The 18286-nt window shown below is 56.5% G+C and carries 14 protein-coding genes and 1 tRNA gene; 3 read left to right on the top strand and 12 right to left on the bottom strand.

Annotated features, from left to right (window positions below):
- The first annotated feature begins 71 nt into the window (after nucleotides 1–71).
- Nucleotides 72–1982: a potassium transporter Kup gene (locus VGH19_10350; protein ID HEY1171761.1), complete on the top strand. Its 1911-nt coding sequence runs from the start codon at nucleotides 72–74 to the stop codon at nucleotides 1980–1982.
- Between the two features lie 166 nt (nucleotides 1983–2148).
- Here VGH19_10350 and VGH19_10345 read toward each other — a convergent pair whose 3' ends face one another.
- Nucleotides 2149–2448 (bottom strand): DUF167 family protein, encoded by a 300-nt coding sequence (locus VGH19_10345; protein HEY1171760.1) that lies wholly within the window; start codon nucleotides 2446–2448, stop codon nucleotides 2149–2151.
- Nucleotides 2449–2766: 318 nt separating this feature from the next.
- Between VGH19_10345 and VGH19_10340 the strand changes: the two genes are divergently transcribed.
- Nucleotides 2767–3090 carry a hypothetical protein gene (locus VGH19_10340; GenBank protein ID HEY1171759.1) on the top strand — a complete coding sequence of 108 codons (324 nt, stop codon included), beginning with the start codon at nucleotides 2767–2769 and terminating at the stop codon, nucleotides 3088–3090.
- Between the two features lie 164 nt (nucleotides 3091–3254).
- On the opposite strand, the gene VGH19_10335 is transcribed toward VGH19_10340, so the two are convergent.
- The 11 genes from VGH19_10335 to VGH19_10285 form a co-directional block, all read right to left on the bottom strand.
- Nucleotides 3255–3500 (bottom strand): TRASH domain-containing protein, encoded by a 246-nt coding sequence (locus tag VGH19_10335; protein HEY1171758.1) that lies wholly within the window; start codon nucleotides 3498–3500, stop codon nucleotides 3255–3257.
- A 33-nt stretch (nucleotides 3501–3533) separates the two neighbouring features.
- Nucleotides 3534–6794 (bottom strand): efflux RND transporter permease subunit, encoded by a 3261-nt coding sequence (locus VGH19_10330; GenBank protein ID HEY1171757.1) that lies wholly within the window; start codon nucleotides 6792–6794, stop codon nucleotides 3534–3536.
- Nucleotides 6795–6954: 160 nt separating this feature from the next.
- Nucleotides 6955–8721 (bottom strand): efflux RND transporter periplasmic adaptor subunit, encoded by a 1767-nt coding sequence (locus tag VGH19_10325; GenBank protein HEY1171756.1) that lies wholly within the window; start codon nucleotides 8719–8721, stop codon nucleotides 6955–6957.
- Between the two features lie 23 nt (nucleotides 8722–8744).
- Complete coding sequence (locus VGH19_10320) at nucleotides 8745–10076, bottom strand: TolC family protein (protein HEY1171755.1); 1332 nt, start codon at nucleotides 10074–10076, stop codon at nucleotides 8745–8747.
- 351 nt (nucleotides 10077–10427) lie between these two features.
- Nucleotides 10428–10793 (bottom strand): hypothetical protein, encoded by a 366-nt coding sequence (locus tag VGH19_10315; protein ID HEY1171754.1) that lies wholly within the window; start codon nucleotides 10791–10793, stop codon nucleotides 10428–10430.
- Nucleotides 10794–11010: 217 nt separating this feature from the next.
- The gene (locus VGH19_10310; protein HEY1171753.1) at nucleotides 11011–11349 is read right to left on the bottom strand and encodes a hypothetical protein; all 339 of its coding nucleotides are present in this window, start codon (nucleotides 11347–11349) and stop codon (nucleotides 11011–11013) included.
- An 11-nt stretch (nucleotides 11350–11360) separates the two neighbouring features.
- Complete coding sequence (locus VGH19_10305) at nucleotides 11361–11579, bottom strand: hypothetical protein (GenBank protein ID HEY1171752.1); 219 nt, start codon at nucleotides 11577–11579, stop codon at nucleotides 11361–11363.
- A 603-nt stretch (nucleotides 11580–12182) separates the two neighbouring features.
- Nucleotides 12183–12974 (bottom strand): TIGR00282 family metallophosphoesterase, encoded by a 792-nt coding sequence (locus tag VGH19_10300; GenBank protein HEY1171751.1) that lies wholly within the window; start codon nucleotides 12972–12974, stop codon nucleotides 12183–12185.
- A gap of 62 nt (nucleotides 12975–13036) precedes the next feature.
- Nucleotides 13037–15262 (bottom strand): DUF1549 and DUF1553 domain-containing protein, encoded by a 2226-nt coding sequence (locus tag VGH19_10295; GenBank protein HEY1171750.1) that lies wholly within the window; start codon nucleotides 15260–15262, stop codon nucleotides 13037–13039.
- A gap of 69 nt (nucleotides 15263–15331) precedes the next feature.
- Nucleotides 15332–16999 carry an ATP-binding protein gene (locus tag VGH19_10290; GenBank protein HEY1171749.1) on the bottom strand — a complete coding sequence of 556 codons (1668 nt, stop codon included), beginning with the start codon at nucleotides 16997–16999 and terminating at the stop codon, nucleotides 15332–15334.
- 112 nt (nucleotides 17000–17111) lie between these two features.
- Nucleotides 17112–17186 (bottom strand) — tRNA-Thr (locus VGH19_10285).
- Between the two features lie 146 nt (nucleotides 17187–17332).
- Between VGH19_10285 and VGH19_10280 the strand changes: the two genes are divergently transcribed.
- Entirely contained in the window at nucleotides 17333–18121 is a 789-nt protein-coding gene (locus tag VGH19_10280; protein ID HEY1171748.1) for an SDR family NAD(P)-dependent oxidoreductase, read from the top strand.
- Nucleotides 18122–18286 lie beyond the last annotated feature (165 nt).

Raw genomic sequence — 18286 nt, 5'->3', positions numbered from 1 at the left:
TGGTGTTCCGCCGCCAATACCGCTACCTCAACTGTTTCCTTTCGTGTGCCGGTGAAGGCTGACTAACTGCCATGAGCCAGCCTGCCACTTCCCCGGATCCCAACTGCACCTCGCCTGTCTGCAAAGCGAGTCTTACTGTGTTGACCTTGGGTGCCTTGGGTGTCGTCTATGGCGACATCGGGACGAGTCCGCTATATGCCATGAGGGAGTGCTTTAACGGCTCTCATGCCGTGGCGCCAACACAGGAGAATGTTCTGGGGATTCTTTCCCTGATTTTTTGGTGCCTCATTATCCTCATCTCGATCAAATATCTTTGGGTGGTGATGCGGGCGGATAATAACGGAGAAGGCGGCATCCTGGCCCTGATGTCTCTCGCGATTCCCCGTTCTTCGCTTCACAACAAGGGGCTGGTTTTCCTGACGATGATCGGCCTTTTCGGTGCGTGCTTGTTATATGGCGATGGCATGCTTACCCCCTCGATCTCCGTGCTTAGTGCGGTGGAAGGGTTGCATGTTGCCACAGATGCATTCGATTCCTACGTCATTCCCATAACCGTGGGAATTCTCATCGGCCTTTTCTCCTTTCAACATCATGGCACTGGTGGGGTGGCCCGCATCTTCGGTCCGATCACGCTCGTGTGGTTCATGGTCATCGGCATCTTGGGAATACGTGGCATCCTGAGAGCGCCCGAGATTCTGGAAGCGGTCAATCCGATCTTCGGCCTGTATTTTTTGTTCAACAACGGCTGGGTTGCGTTCCCGGTGATGGGGGCGGTGTTTCTCGTGGTGACAGGTGGTGAGGCGCTTTATGCTGATATGGGCCATTTCGGTGCCAAACCGATACGTGTGGCCTGGTTTTTCATAGTACTGCCAGCGTTGTTGCTGAATTATTTCGGCCAAGGCGCCTTGCTGTTCACTGATCCGGATGCGGCGACCAATCCATTTTATCTGCTGGCACCGCGTTGGTTTCTGTATCCATTGGTCGCGCTGGCTACGCTAGCGGCGATCATCGCCTCACAGGCACTCATTTCCGGTGTGTTTTCCATAACGATGCAGGCGATGCAGCTCGGTTATCTGCCGCGTATGGCGGTGCGCCATACCTCTTCCAGTGAACGTGGACAAATCTACCTGCCCCAGATGAACTGGTGGCTCATGATCGCCTGCGTCAGTCTGGTCATCGGGTTCGGCAGTTCCAGCCGGTTGGCGACGGCATACGGCATCGCCGTGACCGGCACGATGATCGTCACCAGCATCATGCTTTACAGAGTGGCCAAGAACCGTTGGGGCTGGAGCAAACACCGCACATTGTTCGTCTGCGGTTCATTCCTCTCACTGGAACTGGTGTTTGCCGGTGCGAATGCACTGAAGATCCCCGATGGCGGCTGGTTCCCGCTGGTGGCTGGTGCAGCGATCTTCGCCGTGATGACCACCTGGCAATCTGGTCGCCGCCATGTCTCCACCGACTTGGAGACGCGCGTGCTGCCGATCGAGTTCTTTCTACAAAGCATGGAGATGGAGAAGCCTCATCGTGTGCCCGGCACGGCAGTCTTCATGTCCGGCAATCCGCACGGCACACCGCTGGCGCTGCTGCATAACATCAAGCACAACCGCGTGGTGCATGAGCGCGTGATCCTGTTGAACATGTTCACGGCGGACGAACCTCATGTGCCCGCCGAGCAGCGCGTGACGGTGGAAGAGCTTCGCTGTGGATTCTATCGGGTGATCGGGCGCTTCGGCTTCATGCAAGAACCGCAAGTGGCGGATGTCATTGAGGCCGCCAAGGCGCACGGCTTGGACATCAACCCGGAGAAAGCGACCTTCTTCTTGAGCCACCTGAACATCATGCCCACAGGCAAAGCAAAGATGTATCACTGGCGCAAACGTTTGTATGCGTTCCTCTCGCGGAACGCGCAACCTGCCAATATGTTTTACGGTCTTCCGGCGAATCGCGTGGTGGAGCTCGGCATGCATCTGGAAGTGTAAGAGGAATGACCGATGACGAAATCCGAATGACGAAGGAAGCTCCAATCAAAGAATTTTAGCCTGCTGCTTGATATTTGAGCATTGAAACTTCACTGGTGTTTGGAGCTTTGGATTTGGGAATTTATTAATTCCTTAGTCATTCGGATTTCGTCATTGGTCATTTGCCTCACACCCCCAGCCGCTTCTTCACCTCTTCCACCTTCAGCCCCAAAACCTTTACCGCCTTATGCCGCGCAGTCGCACCACGCACGAGCTGCACCTGATTCTTCGCCACGCCCAGTTCCTCCGCCAGAAACCGTACCAAAGCCTCATTCGCCGCTGAATCCACCGGTGGCGCGATGATCTTCACACGCAGCTCAGTTCCATGCACACCCACGATCTGGTTCGCATTGGCGCGCGGCTGCGCCTTAACGAACAGCGTCACGCCATCCGGCTCCTCGCGATAAAACGTCGCGGATGAATTCATCAGCACAGAAAATGCGGAACGGCAGCGTGCTTGTCGATAGCGAGGGTGAGGTTTGTGTGCGTTGTGCGCTTGGGGAGCACCTTGAACTGCTTTGAAAGAGAATGCTGGAAAGCAATCTTTTGTCCCCAGCCCGAAGGGCGAAAGATAATAAGCCAGCGATTCAGGGCTGGGTGCAGGACGTATGAATCACCAGTCCCGTCAGGGACGAAAGAACCTTAAAATATACCAACTTTTTGAAGAGCAAGGTGCAATTTTTACTCTGCGTCGATTACAAACCACCCATTTGCACGTCCGTTCTGTTCCTGTCATCTTGCCACCATGACTGCGGAAACAACCCGAAGTGATCGCTACCGGCAGGTGGCGGAAAAGGAACTGGTCCAAGGCAACCCACGCGATCCCGTGCTGAACGAATCCATCGAAGCCGCTGCCGATAACGGCTCTGATCTCACGGAAGAATACGCCCAACGTCGTGTCGATCAGATGGTCGCCGATGAAGAAGAACGCGAAACCTCCCGTGTCCGCCGCATGGAGCTGAATCGTGAACTGGACGATCAGCAACCCGGCACCTTGATGCGCACCACCTTGCTCATGGTGGTCATCACTGCAGTCGTGGTTATCGGCGTCTGGTGGCTAAAACGCTGATGCCACGCGATACCTTGCCCCGGCGAGCGGCGGGGATCCGAATCGCAGCAGCATCCAAGCGTTGAGCATGCTCGCTCAGCTCAAGCGTGTGAAATTTTCACCCTCGCCCCTTAACAGGGAGAGGGGTGAGTGAATCTGAAAGGGCGGTCTATTTCGCAAGCGTTTTACTTCTTCCCTTCGATTTTCTTCAGATACTTGTCCGGATTCTTCTTAAAGTCTTTTTCACAGGATTTGCAGCAGAGCTTCACCTCTTTGCCCTGATGTTGGATGACATAGGGTTTGCCCATGCTGCCTAGCTCCTCACCGGAAACCGGGCATAGCTCCGCCTTCTTCTCCGTTTTCTTCTCTTCCGCATTCACCGCGCAGATCGTCAGCGCGGCCAGGGCCAATGTAGTCAGTAACGTTTTCATGTTTTCTCTTTCTCAATGGTTTGTGTTGTTAATTTAAACCAAATCTTTGCTTTGCGCTTCTTGTGCCTTTTTGCGGCTATTCAACTCCCTCTCTCGCAACCATGCGAAGATCACGGGTGTCACGATCAAGATATGGATGAGGCTGCTGATGCTCCCGCCGATCACCGGTGCAGCGATCGGTTGCATCACTTCCGCACCCGGTCGCGTACTCCACATGATGGGCAGCAGGCTCGCGATGGTCGTCGCCACCGTCATCACCTTGGGACGCAGACGCAGCTTCGCACCTTCCTTCACCGCTTCGATGAGATCGTTGCGATCAAACGCATCACCACGTTCCGCCTTCTTCTTCGCCAAATATTCTTCCAGATACACCACCATCACCACGCCCGTCTGGATTGCGATACCGAAGAGCGCGATGTAACCGACCCAAACGGCCACGCTGAAATTGTAACCCAGCCAGTATTGCAGGAAGACACCACCGCTCAGCGCGAAGGGGATCGCCAGAATGACGTGCGCCGCCTCCATCGCCGAGTGATAGACGATGTAGAGCAGCATGAAGATGATGAGAATCACCACGGGCAAAATGACCTTCAATGTCTGCTCCGCATGAAGCTGGTTCTCGTATTGCCCGCTGTATTCGATCGTCACCCCCGCAGGCAACGTCGGCACGATGTCGCGCTGGATGCGTTCCTTGATGTCATCCACGAAGCCGCCGAGATCGCGATCCTGCACATTCGCCTGCACGAAGAGTCGCAAGCGCCCGTTCTCACTCGCTATCTCACTCGGTCCGATGACACGGCGTATCTGCGCGAGTTGTCCCAATGGGATGAACGCGCCAGAAGGCGTCGGCACCAGTATCTCACCGAGCCGCTCGATGTCATTGCGTTCACTGCGTTCGAGACGCACCTGGATGGGATAACGTTCACGTTTCTCAATCGTCGTCGTGAGATTCATCCCGCCAATGCCCGTCTCCACCATCTCCATAATATCACGCACCTTTAGGCCATAGCGAGCGATAGCCACGCGATCCGGCTCGATCTCGATATACGGTTTCGATTGCACACGCGAAGGCGCGACACCTACCGCACCAGGCACTTGCTGCACCACACGCTCCACATCATACGCGAGCTTCTGTAACTCGTTGATGTCATCGCCCAGAATCTTCACACCGACCTGAGCGCGGATGCCCGTGCTGATCATGAGAATGCGATTCTCGATCGGTTGCAGGAAGCCGGGCACATAACCGGGCACCGCACTCAACATCTCTGTGAGTTCCGCGATGAGTTTCTGTCGCGTCATACCCGCGCGCCATTGCGCTTCCGGCTTGAGCATGATTGTCGTCTCGATCATCTCCACGGGCGCAGGATCAGTGGCCGTCTCAGCGCGGCCGAGCTTGCCGCCCACGCTCAACACTTCCGGCGTCTGACTGATGACCGTGTCCTGCCATGCCATGATACGTTTCACTTCCGTGAGTGACGTGGAAGGCAGCAGTACCGGCATGAAGAGCAACGAGCCTTCATTCAACGTCGGCATGAACTCGCGCCCAAACCCCGCTGTCAGCTTCGCCAGCTTTGGGTGCTTCTGCGCATCGATCTTCTGATGCCATTCACGCGGCAATCCCCATGCAACGATTTGGGAGATCACCAGAATCACTAACGCGCCGAACATCACCGTCTTGCGCCAGCGCAAGGCGAGATCTAGGAACGGTTCATAGATCCACATGAGAAAGCGCATGATCCAATTGCGATCTTCCGCATGGAACGGACCACGAATGAACATCGCGCACATGACTGGCACGAGCGTGACCGCGAGGAGCGTCGCACCGACCACGGCGAATGTCTTTGTCCACGCCAGCGGATGGAACAGCTTGCCCTCTTGTCCACTCAGCACGAATACGGGCATGAACGCGAGGATAACGATGGCCATGGAGAAGAAGATAGGACGGCCCACGAGCTTTGCGGATTCGAGGGTGACTTGCCAAGTTTCCTGCGAGGTAAGTTTTCGTCCTTTCTCCTCTTCCGCCCGTTCACAATGCCGGATGACATTCTCCGTCATCACAATGCCCGCATCCACCAGCACACCGATGGCGATGGCGATGCCCGCAAGCGACATGATGTTCGAGCTGATGCCGAACTGGTTCATCAAGATGAACGAGATGAGGATGGAAGCCGGCAACGGAATGGTGACGATCAGAATGCTGCGGAAGTGGAACAGGAAAATGATATGCGCCAATGTGACCAGCAGCATCTCCTCCCACAACGCATGCTTCAGTGTCTCGATCGTGCGATCAATCAACTCGCTGCGATCATAGAAAGGCTTGATGGTGATACCTTGCTTGTCGAGGCCGGGTTGTATTTGCGAGATCTTCTCTTTCACGCGCTCGATGACCTGCATCGCATTCTCACCCGTGCGCATGACGACGATACCGCCCACGACTTCTTTGCCATTCACATCCAATGTGCCGCGCCGGAAATCGCCGCCGATTTGCACGGTGGCAATGTCTTTCAGATACACGGGTACGCCGTTCGTGGACTTGAGCACGATGTTCTCCAAGTCCGCCGTCTTGTTCACCAGCCCCACGCCTCGCACAACGAACTCCATGCCATTCTCCTCGATGACCTTGCCGCCGACGTTTAGGTTGCTGTCCTGCACTGCGGTCATCACGTCGCTGAGCATGACTTCAGCCGCGCGCATCTTCGTAGGCGAGACTTCGATCTGATATTGCTTCACGAAACCGCCGACGCTCGCGACCTCCGCGACGCCTTGTACGGAGTTCAACTGATAACGCACGAACCAATCCTGCACGGCGCGGAGTTGGCCAAGATCCATCCCACCGTCCTTCGCCTTCTTCGGGTCAACTTCGAGATAGTATTGATAAATCCACCCCAGCCCCGTGGCATCTGGGCCAAGCTGCGGTGTGACACCTTGAGGCATCAACGTGGTGAGATAGTTCAGGCGCTCAAGCACACGGGAACGCGCGAAGTAATTATCCACCTTGTCATCGAAGATGACGGTGATGAGCGAGAAGCCGAACATGGACGAGGCACGCACGGTCTTCACGCCGGAGAGCCCTTGCAGGTTCACGGAGAGCGGATACGTGACTTGGTCCTCAACCTCTTCTGGTGAACGACCGGACCAATCCGCGAAGACGATGACCTGATTCTCGCTCAGGTCCGGTATGGCATCCACTGGTGTGCGATACAGCGAACGCACGCCCCACGCCGTGAGGATGAGGAAACCGCAAACGATGAGGAAGCGGTTCCGCAGCGACCATTCTATGATGCGATTTATCATGGCAAGAAAAGGGTTGAGGAATGGCCACGAAAAGGAGCGCGGGTCTCCGACCCGCAGCAACGCCCGATTACCATGCGGCCTTCGAAAGAATTCGACATCTCCTGCCTGTTTTGGAATTGCTGCGACTCGGAGAGTCGCGCTCCGTTTTTGTGGCTAGCATTCACGGCTTCACCTCCACGCCGCATTCGAGCATCTCGGCGCCGAAATAGGGGTTGCGTAAGGTGGGGCTGAGTTGGATCCAGTCAGCCGTGCGAGGTGCGCCTTCGAAGGCGTCCTTCGTCATCGGGCAGCGGAAAACCTTCAACTGCTTGAAGGCGCTTTCCTGACGGCGCAAGGCCTGGGTCATATCCACTACGGCCACGCTGAAGGGATGAAATACTTTTCGCGCTCCTGCGAGATCGTTGGCGTTCGTGAGGTGCCCGCTCTTTTCAATCGGGTCGATGAGCTTGCGCCATGGGCTATCCATCGCGAATGCTTTGGCAAACGCTAGCGTGGCGGCGTGAGTCTTCGCGGCTTGCGTGTTGAACTCAGCGAGATTGTCTGCGGCCAAGGCAGCGGTAATAGCATCAGCGAGTTTAAGGTAATCAGTGACCGCACCAGATTGCTCCGGTGTGAGCGCAGGCAAGTTGACGCTCGGTGTCGCAGGTTGTTTCGCTTTCGTTTCAGTCTGATCGTGATCGTGAGTGGCGGCGGTGTTCACACCCGCGTTGAGTTGTGCTTGGGCGTCGATGAGCAAGTTGCCTTGCGTGACGATGGCTTCGCCTTCTTTGAGGCCGTCGAGAATTTCCCAGACGCCATCGGCGGCGCGACCCAGCTTCACGGTGCGTTGTTCATACGCGCCGCCGCCTTTATCCACATAGAGCACAGCCTTGCCGCTCTCCGCCATGAGCACGGCGGAACGTGGCACGACAAGTGCGGGTGTGGAATCCACCTTCACGCGGGCCTCGGCGTAGAGGCGGTGCGAAATCTCGCGACGTTTCACGCCATCGATCTCGAGGACCGGATTGGGGATCTCCACGCGCACTTTGGTGCTGCGGGTCATCATGTTGATGTTCGGATCGATGAACGAGATGGCAGCCTTGAACACCTTGTTCGGGATGGAAGGTGTGGTGATCTCCACTTCCTGGCCGATCTTCAGCCACGCGAGGTCTTGCTCATAAGCATCAAAGAGCAGCCACATCTTCGAGAAATCGGCGATCTCGAACAGCGGATCGCCATCGTTCACATACTGGCCCGCGTAGACTTTCCGTGACACGACGGTGCCGGTGATGGGCGCGAGAATCTCCGTGTGGATATCCTCGGGCGATTTGTTCGTGAGTGCGCTGATCTGTTTCTCGTTCAAGCCGAACTGCGTGAGTCGCAGGCGTGCGATGCTGGCGAGGCGTTGCGCATCCTCACCTGTGCGTGGATTGCGCAGGAGGCTGGCGTATTCGCGTTCAGCAGCGAGCAATGCGGGGCTGTAAATACGTGCGAGCGGTTGACCTTCGGTGACTTCAGCACCGATGAAGTTCACGAAGAGTTCATCCACGCGGCCTTTCACATAAGCGGAAAGCACGCGATGCTTGGAATCATCGTCATCGATCGTGCCAGCGAAACGGAAGGAGCGCGTCAAAGGCTGGCGCGTGGCGGGCGTGGTCTGCACGTTGATGACCTGAATGGTGTTCGAACCGAGCGATACGATGCCTGCTTGCGATTCCAGACCCTTCTCGCCTTCATACACGGGCGTGAGGTCCATGCCACAGATGGTGCATTTGCCGGGTTTGTCAGACTTGATCCACGGATGCATTGCGCTCTGGTAGAAGGCGACTTTGCGCCCGGAGGATTCAGCACCGGCGGAGGGCGCGTGCTTCTTGGCGGCGACGTAATAGCCGCCGAAGGCCGCCGCCGCGAGGGCGATGACGATCAGGATGAAGGTGGTGGCTTTCATGGAAATATTTTGTTTCAACGGTTTTAGTTTGATGGCTCCGTTGCATTGCGAGGGCGCTCGGACTGCCGGCTGGAATCCGGCAGCACGTTGGTGCCGAGCATTTCGAGGGATTCAAAATCTCCGAGGCCGCAGCAGAGGATGAGTTCGGCCATGGCTTGATATTGGGCGGTAATGGCCTTGGCGCGGCTCAGTTCGGCATCGAGGAGCATGCGGCGGGCATCAAGCAAATCGCGCAGCGGACCCGCGCTGGTCTGCCAAGTGGCATACATGCTCTCGATCATCTGCTTCGTGCGCGGGATGATATTGTCCTGATAGAGCAAGGCTTCGCGGTGTGCGGCATCGATGCGCAGAACGAGTTCGTGGATCTCCTGCCGCACACCAAGTTCCTTGTCGTTCACCTCTTTTTCCAAGGCTTCCTTCTTCTTTTCTTCGCGGATGACGTCTTGACGATAGCGCTCGCGGTTGAACCAAGGGAGTGAGAGCGAGACCATGATCTCGCCGGAACGAAATTCACCGGTACCAGTGTAATTACGGCCTTGCAGACCCACGCCCAAGTCAGGGCGACGACGCATTTTCGCGAGCGCGATCTCTTCATCCGCTACACCGAGTTGCTGGCGCATCACACGCAATTGCGGCTCGTGCTTCACGGCGAGACGGGCAAGCCGTTCGTTGTAGACGATAGGTTTGGCGAGCTCGGGCAGCGTGAGATGGGGCCCCGCGTTCGTGAGCGGGAGATTCAGGAAACGGTTCAGCGTGAAGATGGCGTGATCAAGTGTCTGCTGTGTGGTCTTCAAGTCTTCACGACGTTTGGCGAGTTCGTTCTGCACGCGGAGGACATCGGCCTGCGTCGCATTGCCGAAGCCATATTGAGCCTCAACGGATTGTTCCAAGGATTTCAACCATTCGATGTCTTCTTGCGCGACGCGTACGGCACGGGATGCGTAAGCGGTATCGAAGAGCGTTTTCGCAAGATCACGACGAAGCACTTGAAAGGCAGCTTCCTGTTCGAGTTCACCGACAGCGATGCTGGCGGAGGCGGCTTTGCGTTCCTGTTTTTCTTTGCCGAAAACGGGCAGTTTTTGTTCCACACCGTAGAAGAAATCGCCGTCATCGGCGCGCATGGATTTGCTCGCCGCCATACCGCCAGCGGTGAACGTGGGATCAGACCAAGAGCGGACGGAGGCGGCGTTTGCCTGCGTGGATTCGATGCGTTTCCCGGCGGCTTGAAGCGCGGGATGATTCGTGCGCATCTGCTCGGCGAGGGTGGTGATGTAGGTGGAGGTTAGGGGGATGGTATTGGTGTTTTCCGACGCGATACCTTGTTTGTTGGATATCAGCAAAGCTGACAAGGCCAAGAGCGCCAAAGGTAGGGCGCGTCCGGCCCTAACAGCGATTGGGGTATGAACGCTGGTATTGTTGCCAGAGCAACTCAATGGGTTTTCGCGAGCGCTGAGGTTTGGCAAGAGCTCGACGGAGTCTCGCCCTACCATGCTTGGTATGGACGATTCGACTGCGCTTAAATGGTTTACGGACGTTTTCATGAGATTCCGGCTGACACTTCACCCGGTCAGGGCGGGTGGTTATGGGATTGATTCACTGGCTAAAGGGCAGAACGATGCCGCAGGCCGATGGGCGCGTAGCAATACGCGCTGTGAGTCAGGAAATGCGCGAGGCGTGAAGACACTTCACGTGCGCGCGGAGGAATCTCAGATCAGAAGCGTGCAGTTCCAGCAGTAGAGCGGAACGGCGGAGATGGAAAAATCAACGGTATGGATCGGACCGGTCACGCGCGGGGCGGGAACGGGAGCAGTCAGCAAGATGACGGCGGTTTCCAGCGCGGCGACGAGTTGTTGCTGCTCAGTGACGCGGGTGGAAGGAGTCGGCGCCGCAGGATTGGTCGGGGCCGGAGTGCTTGCGGGAGCGATGCAGCAGCTTACGGCTTTGCAGGAACAATCCTCGCAGGCATCAGCGAGGCGCTGAGGGGCAGACGGCATCGCGCCCGTCCACTGGCCCAAGACCAGCAGCAGGCTGAAAACGATGGCGAATGCGTTACGCATAACTCTCTGATTCATATATACACCTCAATCGGGCTTTTTGCTCAAACAAATTTTGGCGGGGTTTAGCCCGCAACTGTCTGAAAAGACGCAGGAGGGGAGGGAACATTACAGCATGATGGATTTATGTTCTGGCCCGTTAGGCCTAGGAAGGGCCGCGGGATGTTTTGGGAATACCGTTCAGTTCAGAGGCCGGGTTTGTAAGTGGATATTACTGCAGGTCGGAGACACGCTCCTAGAGGGTGTGGCCGAGTTCCCTGCCCTTGCTGCAAGTTGGCACGTCGGCGACCGTTTTACCCGGAGCATAGACACCGCCTTCGAGACACGGTCGTGGTTTGCCGTTCTTGAGGTATTTCATCGCAGCATTCCAATCTGGTTTCGCTGTGTCCGGCAATTTGTTATCGATCGCCCATTGCTGGATGGCTCCATCAATCTGCTTCAAATTGGCGATGCAGGCGCTCTTGGGAGCGGGTCCTTTCCGCACCACATTAGGAGCGGCGATGGCGTAGAATAACGCCGCTACGAGCAGCAGTCCGGAGACATCCCAAGCCCAATGGCCGCGTTTCAGTTTCACACGTTTCTCGCTTATGGCAGTGAATGTCCCAAGGTGTTTGCCTTGGAACAGGTCGGCGGGGCCATCACTGTGGCTCCGGCACGGTAGGTGCCGCCCTTAGGACATATGGGCAGCACGCCACCTTTCAGATAGCACGCCGCCGCATTCAGATCCGGCGCATCTTTGTCCTCCTTCTTGTTTTCCAAAGCCCATTGCTGGATGGCACCATCGATCTGCTTCAAATTCGCCACACAGGATGGCCTGTTAACATTGGTTCTGGCTTTCACAAAATTCGGGAGCGCGATCGCGGTTAGTATCGCGACCGTCAAAATGACCAACGCCCATCTTGCCCATGGAGTGAACATGATAATGATTACTTCGCTTCTTTTGATGTGATTGAGAAGACGTGGCGGCAACCAGAGCAGACATGCTCAGTAAATCATCAAGGGAAAATATGGGCCTCCACGCCCGACTGACTTTATCGCTCCGCAAGCGATGAGTGTTTGCTACATCTGCTTTGCGATCAAAGCAATCAAATCCGACCTGCTATTTATGAATACTGTGGCCCAGTGTGGATGCCAATGTGCAGGTGGGTTGGTCTTTAACCTGAAGCACCTCATAGCTGCCGCCAGCGGGACATTTCGGAAGCATTCCTCCACGCAATGACTTTACCACGCTCTCTATAACCACCTTGTCGGTCGGCGATTTCTTTTCCGACATGGACCATGAACGGATGGCGTCTTGAATCTGCTCCAAGTTTGTTTCACACGCGTTCTTGGATCTGGCGGTGCGAGCGGGTCGCATCACGGGAATCGTGATGGAAATCATGAGTCCGATGACGATGACAAAGACCGTCAGCCGTGGGCAGGCAACATCTCGTTCACGCGCTTGATGCTCTTGGCGTGGCCTGAATTGTCATCGATATCGATGATGACGCCTTGCAGGGCGATACGCTCGGTGGCGATGCCGAAGCGTTGCGGGGTGAGCGTCAGGAAGCGTTGGATAACAGGCTCGATGTTGCGCCCCAGCACACTTTCTTGCGGACCGGTGAAACCGGCATCGCTGAGATAGGCGGTGCCGCCGGGGAATATCTGTTCATCAGCGGTCTGCACGTGGGTGTGGGTGCCGACGACGGCGCTGACATCGCCATCCAGGTAACGGCCCATGGCGATCTTTTCCGAGGTGGCTTCGGCGTGAATATCCACGAAGATAAGGTGCGTGCTGCGGCGGAGTTTGTTCACTTCCGCGCGCATGGTGGTGAAGGGATTCTCCAGCGCGGCCATGAAGGTGCGGCCTTGCACGTTCACTACGCCGAGAAGGGGGAGGCCGTCTTTTTGCAACAGGGTGCTGCCTTGGCCAATCGTGCCCGGTGGATAGTTAAGTGGACGCACAAAACGAGGTTCCTGGAGCAGGAGTTGGTTCACTTCTTTCTGGTCCCAGAGGTGATCGCCGCAGGTGATGACGTCCACGCCAGCAGCGAAGATTTCTTCTGCGGTGCCGGGGGTGATGCCTGCGCCGCCGGCGGAGTTCTCACCATTGGCGATGACGACATCGAGACGATGGTCCGCCTTGAGCTTGGGCAGAAGTTTAGCCACGGCGCGCCGTCCGGGCTCGCCCACGATGTCACCGATAAACAGGAGTTTCACTGGGTCAAAAGTAGGCGAATAGGACGGGAGGGCAATGATGAAGGTGGAGCCGATGAAATAGCTCAATACCGCAACACGAACTCCTTTGCATTCAGGAGAGCCCAGAGCACATCCTCCAAAGCTTTGCGACGATCCGGCTCCTCCTTGAGATGTGTCATTGTCATCCCCATCTCATCCCTGCCCGGGGCACGGCTCGTGGCGGTCCAGAAGAGTTCATCGATGATCTGCTCGTTGGTCTTGCCCGCTTTGATGAGTGTATCGATGCGGTTGTTCTCGCGGCTGATGAAGCCGTTCAGCAAGGGCCCGCTGATGAGTTGGAATGCCTGCCCCATCGTGGTGTCGTTCGAACGCTCGCACTCGGTGGAAATGAGGCGCGGCGGCTTGCCGAAGGTCTGCAGGAAGTTCTCTTCACCGGAACCGCTCTTGGCATCACGACGACGCACGGCTTCAACGCCGGGGATCTGCGTGGCGCGAGTGCCTTCCGGATAGCCATTGAAGCGCAAAGTCGTGCCGGTCAATTGCGCGGCGGCATCCAGGATCAACTCCGCCTGCATGCGGCGCGGGATGTTGCGTGAATAGTTGACCACATCATCCGCGTTCGATTCATTCGGCGTGGAGGAGATCTGGTAGCTCCGCGAATTCATGATTGTGCGGATGAGCTGCTTCACATCGAACTTGTTCTTCACAAAATCCGCCGAGAGTGCATCGAGCAATTCCGGATGGCTTGGCAGATTGTTCACGCTGAAATCATCCACGGGATCCACGATGCCGCGGCCCATGAGATGGAACCAGATGCGGTTCACCTGCGCGCGCACAAACATCTCGTTCTTCGGCGAGGCGAGCCAGTCGCCCAAGGCCGCGAGGCGATCATCCTCAAGCGCCACGGTGGACTTCGTCATGCCGAGGAAACGTGGTTTGGCGTCATTGCCTGTGCGCGCGTTCTTCACTTCACCCCTCTCGTTGAAGAACACGATCTGCTCACCCACAAACTCGTTCAAGTCACTGCGGTCGCGACGTTTATTCTCGATGATCTTGTAATCGATGCGTGCGAACAGGCCGGCCCAATCGTAGTAATCATCCTGCGTCCAGCGCTCGAAAGGATGATTGTGACAACGCGCACAGGAGAGCCGGCTGCCGAGGAAGAGCTGTGCGGTCGTCTCGGCACGTGTGGAGGCATCGCGGCTGGCGCGATAATAGTTCGCTGGCGGATTCGCATACGTGCTGCCGCGCGCGGAAACCAGTTCACGTGCGAACTGGTCGAGCGGTTTGTTCTCCGCGAAGCTCTGGCGAATCCACGCGTGCAGGGATTGCACGCCCTTGCGATCGAGCGACTTTTCTTCGTTGCGTAACAAGTCAGACCATTTCAACGCCCAGAAATCCGCATACTCCGGCTGTTCGAGCAGACGATCAATGAGCTTGCTGCGCTTCTGCGGATCTTTATCCGCCACAAACTGACGCGCTTGCTCCGCCGTGGGCAGCAAGCCGTGCAGGTCCAGATACGCGCGCCGGATGAATTCGTGATCCGCAGATACAGCCGAAGCATTCACCCGCATCTTCTGGAGCTTGGTGAAGATGTGGCGATCCACGTAATTGTAAGCCGTGGGATTCTGCCACTTGAAAGGCCGGTTCGGCAGGCTCGCCGTGCGGACGGACACATGCTGGTTCAGATACCGCACGAGCACGGATGTCTCGCCGTCATTCTGCAGCTCTACTTTGCCATCAATGCTCACCGCCGCCTTCGGCGAAGCAGGCGCATAAGTCGCGATGCGCGTAACATCACGCGTTGTGCCATCGGAGAAAGTCGCGGTTGCCTTGATGTTAAAACTTTTGTCCGGCGCGATGAGGATGCGCTCCAACGGTGTGACGTCCAGCTTCACCACCTTGGGGGCATTCGTCGGATCACGTTTGGCACCAGCAGCAATCCAGTCGCGGATGACTTTGTATTCCAGCGAGTCCTTGGTGAAGCGTTGACCGCCCTCATGTGCGAGCGACGCAGAACCTTTCAACAAGAGGAGGCTTTGATCGGGATTGAATGAATCGATACGACGCCCGAAGAAATCGCGGGTCAGAGCATCGTAGTCGTAATCCGGATCGCTTCCCCACAGCGAAAGTTTGAAGCTGGCTTTGCCAGATTGGTTGCCATGACAGCCGCCTATGTTGCAACCGGTCTTGGTGATCGCCGCCATCACATCCCGCTCAAACGACACTTCCACAGCCTGACCCGTGACCGGGAACAACAGCCCGGCGAATGCGGAGGCGCATAGCAATGTCTGAAGACGGCGGTACATAAAGGTCTTATAACCCTATTTTCGATACGTGGGAAGGGGCAGTTATTCAATAAATCTGCCAACTCGACATCACATCCTATTCGATGCAACACCCTGAGGAATGGTGAAAAAGAAGGTCGCCCCCTGCCCCACTTCAGACTTCGCCCATATCTTGCCGCCGTGGCGCTGGATGATACGCTGAACCGTCGCCAAACCGACTCCATTGCCAGTGAATTCCTCCGGCGAGTGAAGACGTTGGAATGGCTGGAACAGGCGGTCAGTGAAGCTCATGCTGAAACCGGCACCGTTGTCGCGCACAAAAAAGACCGGATCACCCCCCTCATCCGCCGCCGGCAGGCAACCAAACTCCACGGAAGCGTCCGGCCTGCGGGAAGAATATTTCCATGCGTTGGAAAGAAGGTTTTCCAATACCACCTGGAGCAGTCCGGCATCCCCCTTGACTTCAATGGCTGGCTGGATCTGCGTGCGAACTTTGCGCTCCATGTCGCGAGCCTGGAACTTTTTCAAAATCTTTTCCGCCAACTGGCTCAGCGGCACTGTCTCACTGTGCAGCTCCACCCGGGAGAGCTTGGCCAGCCGCAGCAGATCATCGATCAGTGCGGACATGTTCCGCGTTTCCTCCTGAATCTTCGCCAAATATCCCGTCCCCTCTACGCTTAACCTGTTCTCCTTTTCCTCGGCGATCAATGTGGCCAGCACATCGATGCTGCGGATAGGCGTGCGCAAATCATGGGAGACAGAATAGGAAAATGCTTCCAGTTCGCGATTCGCAGCGGCCAGTTGCAACGTGCGGTCCTGGACCCGTTGCTCCAATTCCGAATAAACCTGCACATTCTCCAACGCCACAGAAGTCGTGTTCGCCAGGGCTTGCAGCAACTCCACTTCTTCCGCAGTCGCCTCGTGAGGCGTGGCCCAGTAATTGCCGATCGACCCGATCGGATCGCTGGTGCGGATGGGGACCATCACCAGACTCTTCACAAAGGTAGGGCGATACGCATCCACCGGAATGCGCGGGTCCACGTAGATGTCCGGGATGACCGCTGGCTTCTTGTTCAGCATCGCCCATCCGCTGATGCACGCGCTCAACGGAAACTTCTGCCCCTTCCACAAGGGCCCGATCGCGTTTTCATCCACATAACTGCACTTGTCCTCATCCCGCAGAACAAACGTTGCACCGTCTGCCCCGGTCAATTCACGCGCAGCTTTCCGGACGATCGCAGTCACCGCATCCAGCGAGCGCGCATGAGATAATTCCTGCACTGCCTGCACCAGCCGCCGCATCGCCCGGTTGTGCCTCTCCAGTTGGGATTCATCCTTCGCCAGCCCGACCGGACCGGCACCATCCTCTGGTGCGGGCGTGGCTCCCGGTTTGCCCAGGTGTAACCGTTTGACTGCAGCTGTGAGCTGCCAGAGATGATCTTTCAGGACGAAATCCGTGGCTCCCGCCGCGAAGCACTCTTTAACTTGGGCTTCATTTGCCGCGCCGGATACGAAAATCAACGGCACCCCGGGGCAATTCTCCTTCACTTGTTTGAGAGCATCCTGGCCGCTGAAACCGGGCAGGCCGTTATCCACCAAAATAAGATCAAGGCCGGCTTGCTTGAGGGAATTACGGAACTGGCCCGCATCGTCGACATGTTGCCAGTCGACCTGAAACCCGCTCCGTTCCATGGCCCGTTTCACCAGCAGCGCATCGACGGGGCTATCTTCCAAATGTAATACCTTCAGCTTGCTCATACGACACTATCCAGCATCCCATATCGGCTCCCCTTGCGATTCCCTGAAAGCCTAACACGGAAAGAACCCTGGCAAAAGCGGAAATTACCATCGGGAAGCAGAATTAGAAAGGTGGAGCCAACTGCCAGGATTGAACTGGCGACCGGCTGTTTACAAAACAGCTGCTCTACCGCTGAGCTAAGTTGGCCTCCGACCGCGCCGACAGTGTTTCCAACGAAACCGCGCTTGTCAACCACGGGAAGGGACTTTGACTTTTCCATCTCGGGGAAGATGCACTTTGAGAAAACAGGTGTACCATGGCTGGGCGCGCAAATGCAGGTCTCCTTGAATACCATGATCACCAACGTTTTTGACTTTTCAGGCAAAACCGCCTTGGTGACAGGCGGAGCCTCTGGCATCGGCTTGGCCACGGCTCAGATGCTCGCTAAACACGGCGCATCCGTAGCCGTTCTCAGCCGCAAGTTAGACGATTCTGAGACAACGGCAGCGAGACTCGAGGGTCTCGGCCAGCACATCGCCCTGGGTGCCGATGTCGGCTTGGAAGAACCCATGCGTGAAGCGTTCGCTACCTGCGCCAGGACATGGACTCAATTGGACGTCCTCGTTATCAACGCCGGAATCAATGGTGTCTGGTGTCCAGTGGATGAACTCGAAACCGCAGAGTGGGATGAGACCATGCAGGTAAACCTGCGCGGCACCTTCCTGACGTTGAAATATGCACTGCCCATGCTGCGCGCGCGGGGCGGCTCGGTAATCATCGTCGCCTCCATCAACGGCAACCGTATGTTCAACAATTTGGGCGCCACCGCTTACGCCTGCTCGAAAGCCGCACAAGTGGCATTCGCCAAGATGACCGCCTTGGAATTGGCGCCGCATAAGATCCGCGTGAACGTCATCTGCCCCGGAGCCATACGGACGAATATCGGCAAATCCACAGCGATCAGAAACGTGGAGAAAATCCCGCTGCCGGCCAAGCAACCCTATATCCCGCTCTCAGAGAACGAACCCGGCACAGCTGAACAGGTCGCCGAACTGGCCTGTTTCCTTGCCTCAAGCGCCGCAACTCACATTACCGGCACAGACATATATATAGATGGAGCACAATCGCTGCTCGGAACATAAAGATTCTCATTCCAGGAAAAGCCGCTTGTTATTCCACTGCCAGTTTGTTTGACTGCCAGCATCAACGGAATGGGAGGGGCGCAAAGGCTAATTGTCATCGAATAACAGCGTTAACGTATGTTCGAGACCGGACAAAAAAATCTATCAGCATCGCTGCCGCGTCCT

The sequence above is a fragment of the Verrucomicrobiia bacterium genome (assembly GCA_036405135.1).
GTDB lineage: Bacteria > Verrucomicrobiota > Verrucomicrobiia > Limisphaerales > JAEYXS01 > JAEYXS01.
This window is presented reverse-complemented; position numbering and strand designations above follow the sequence as displayed.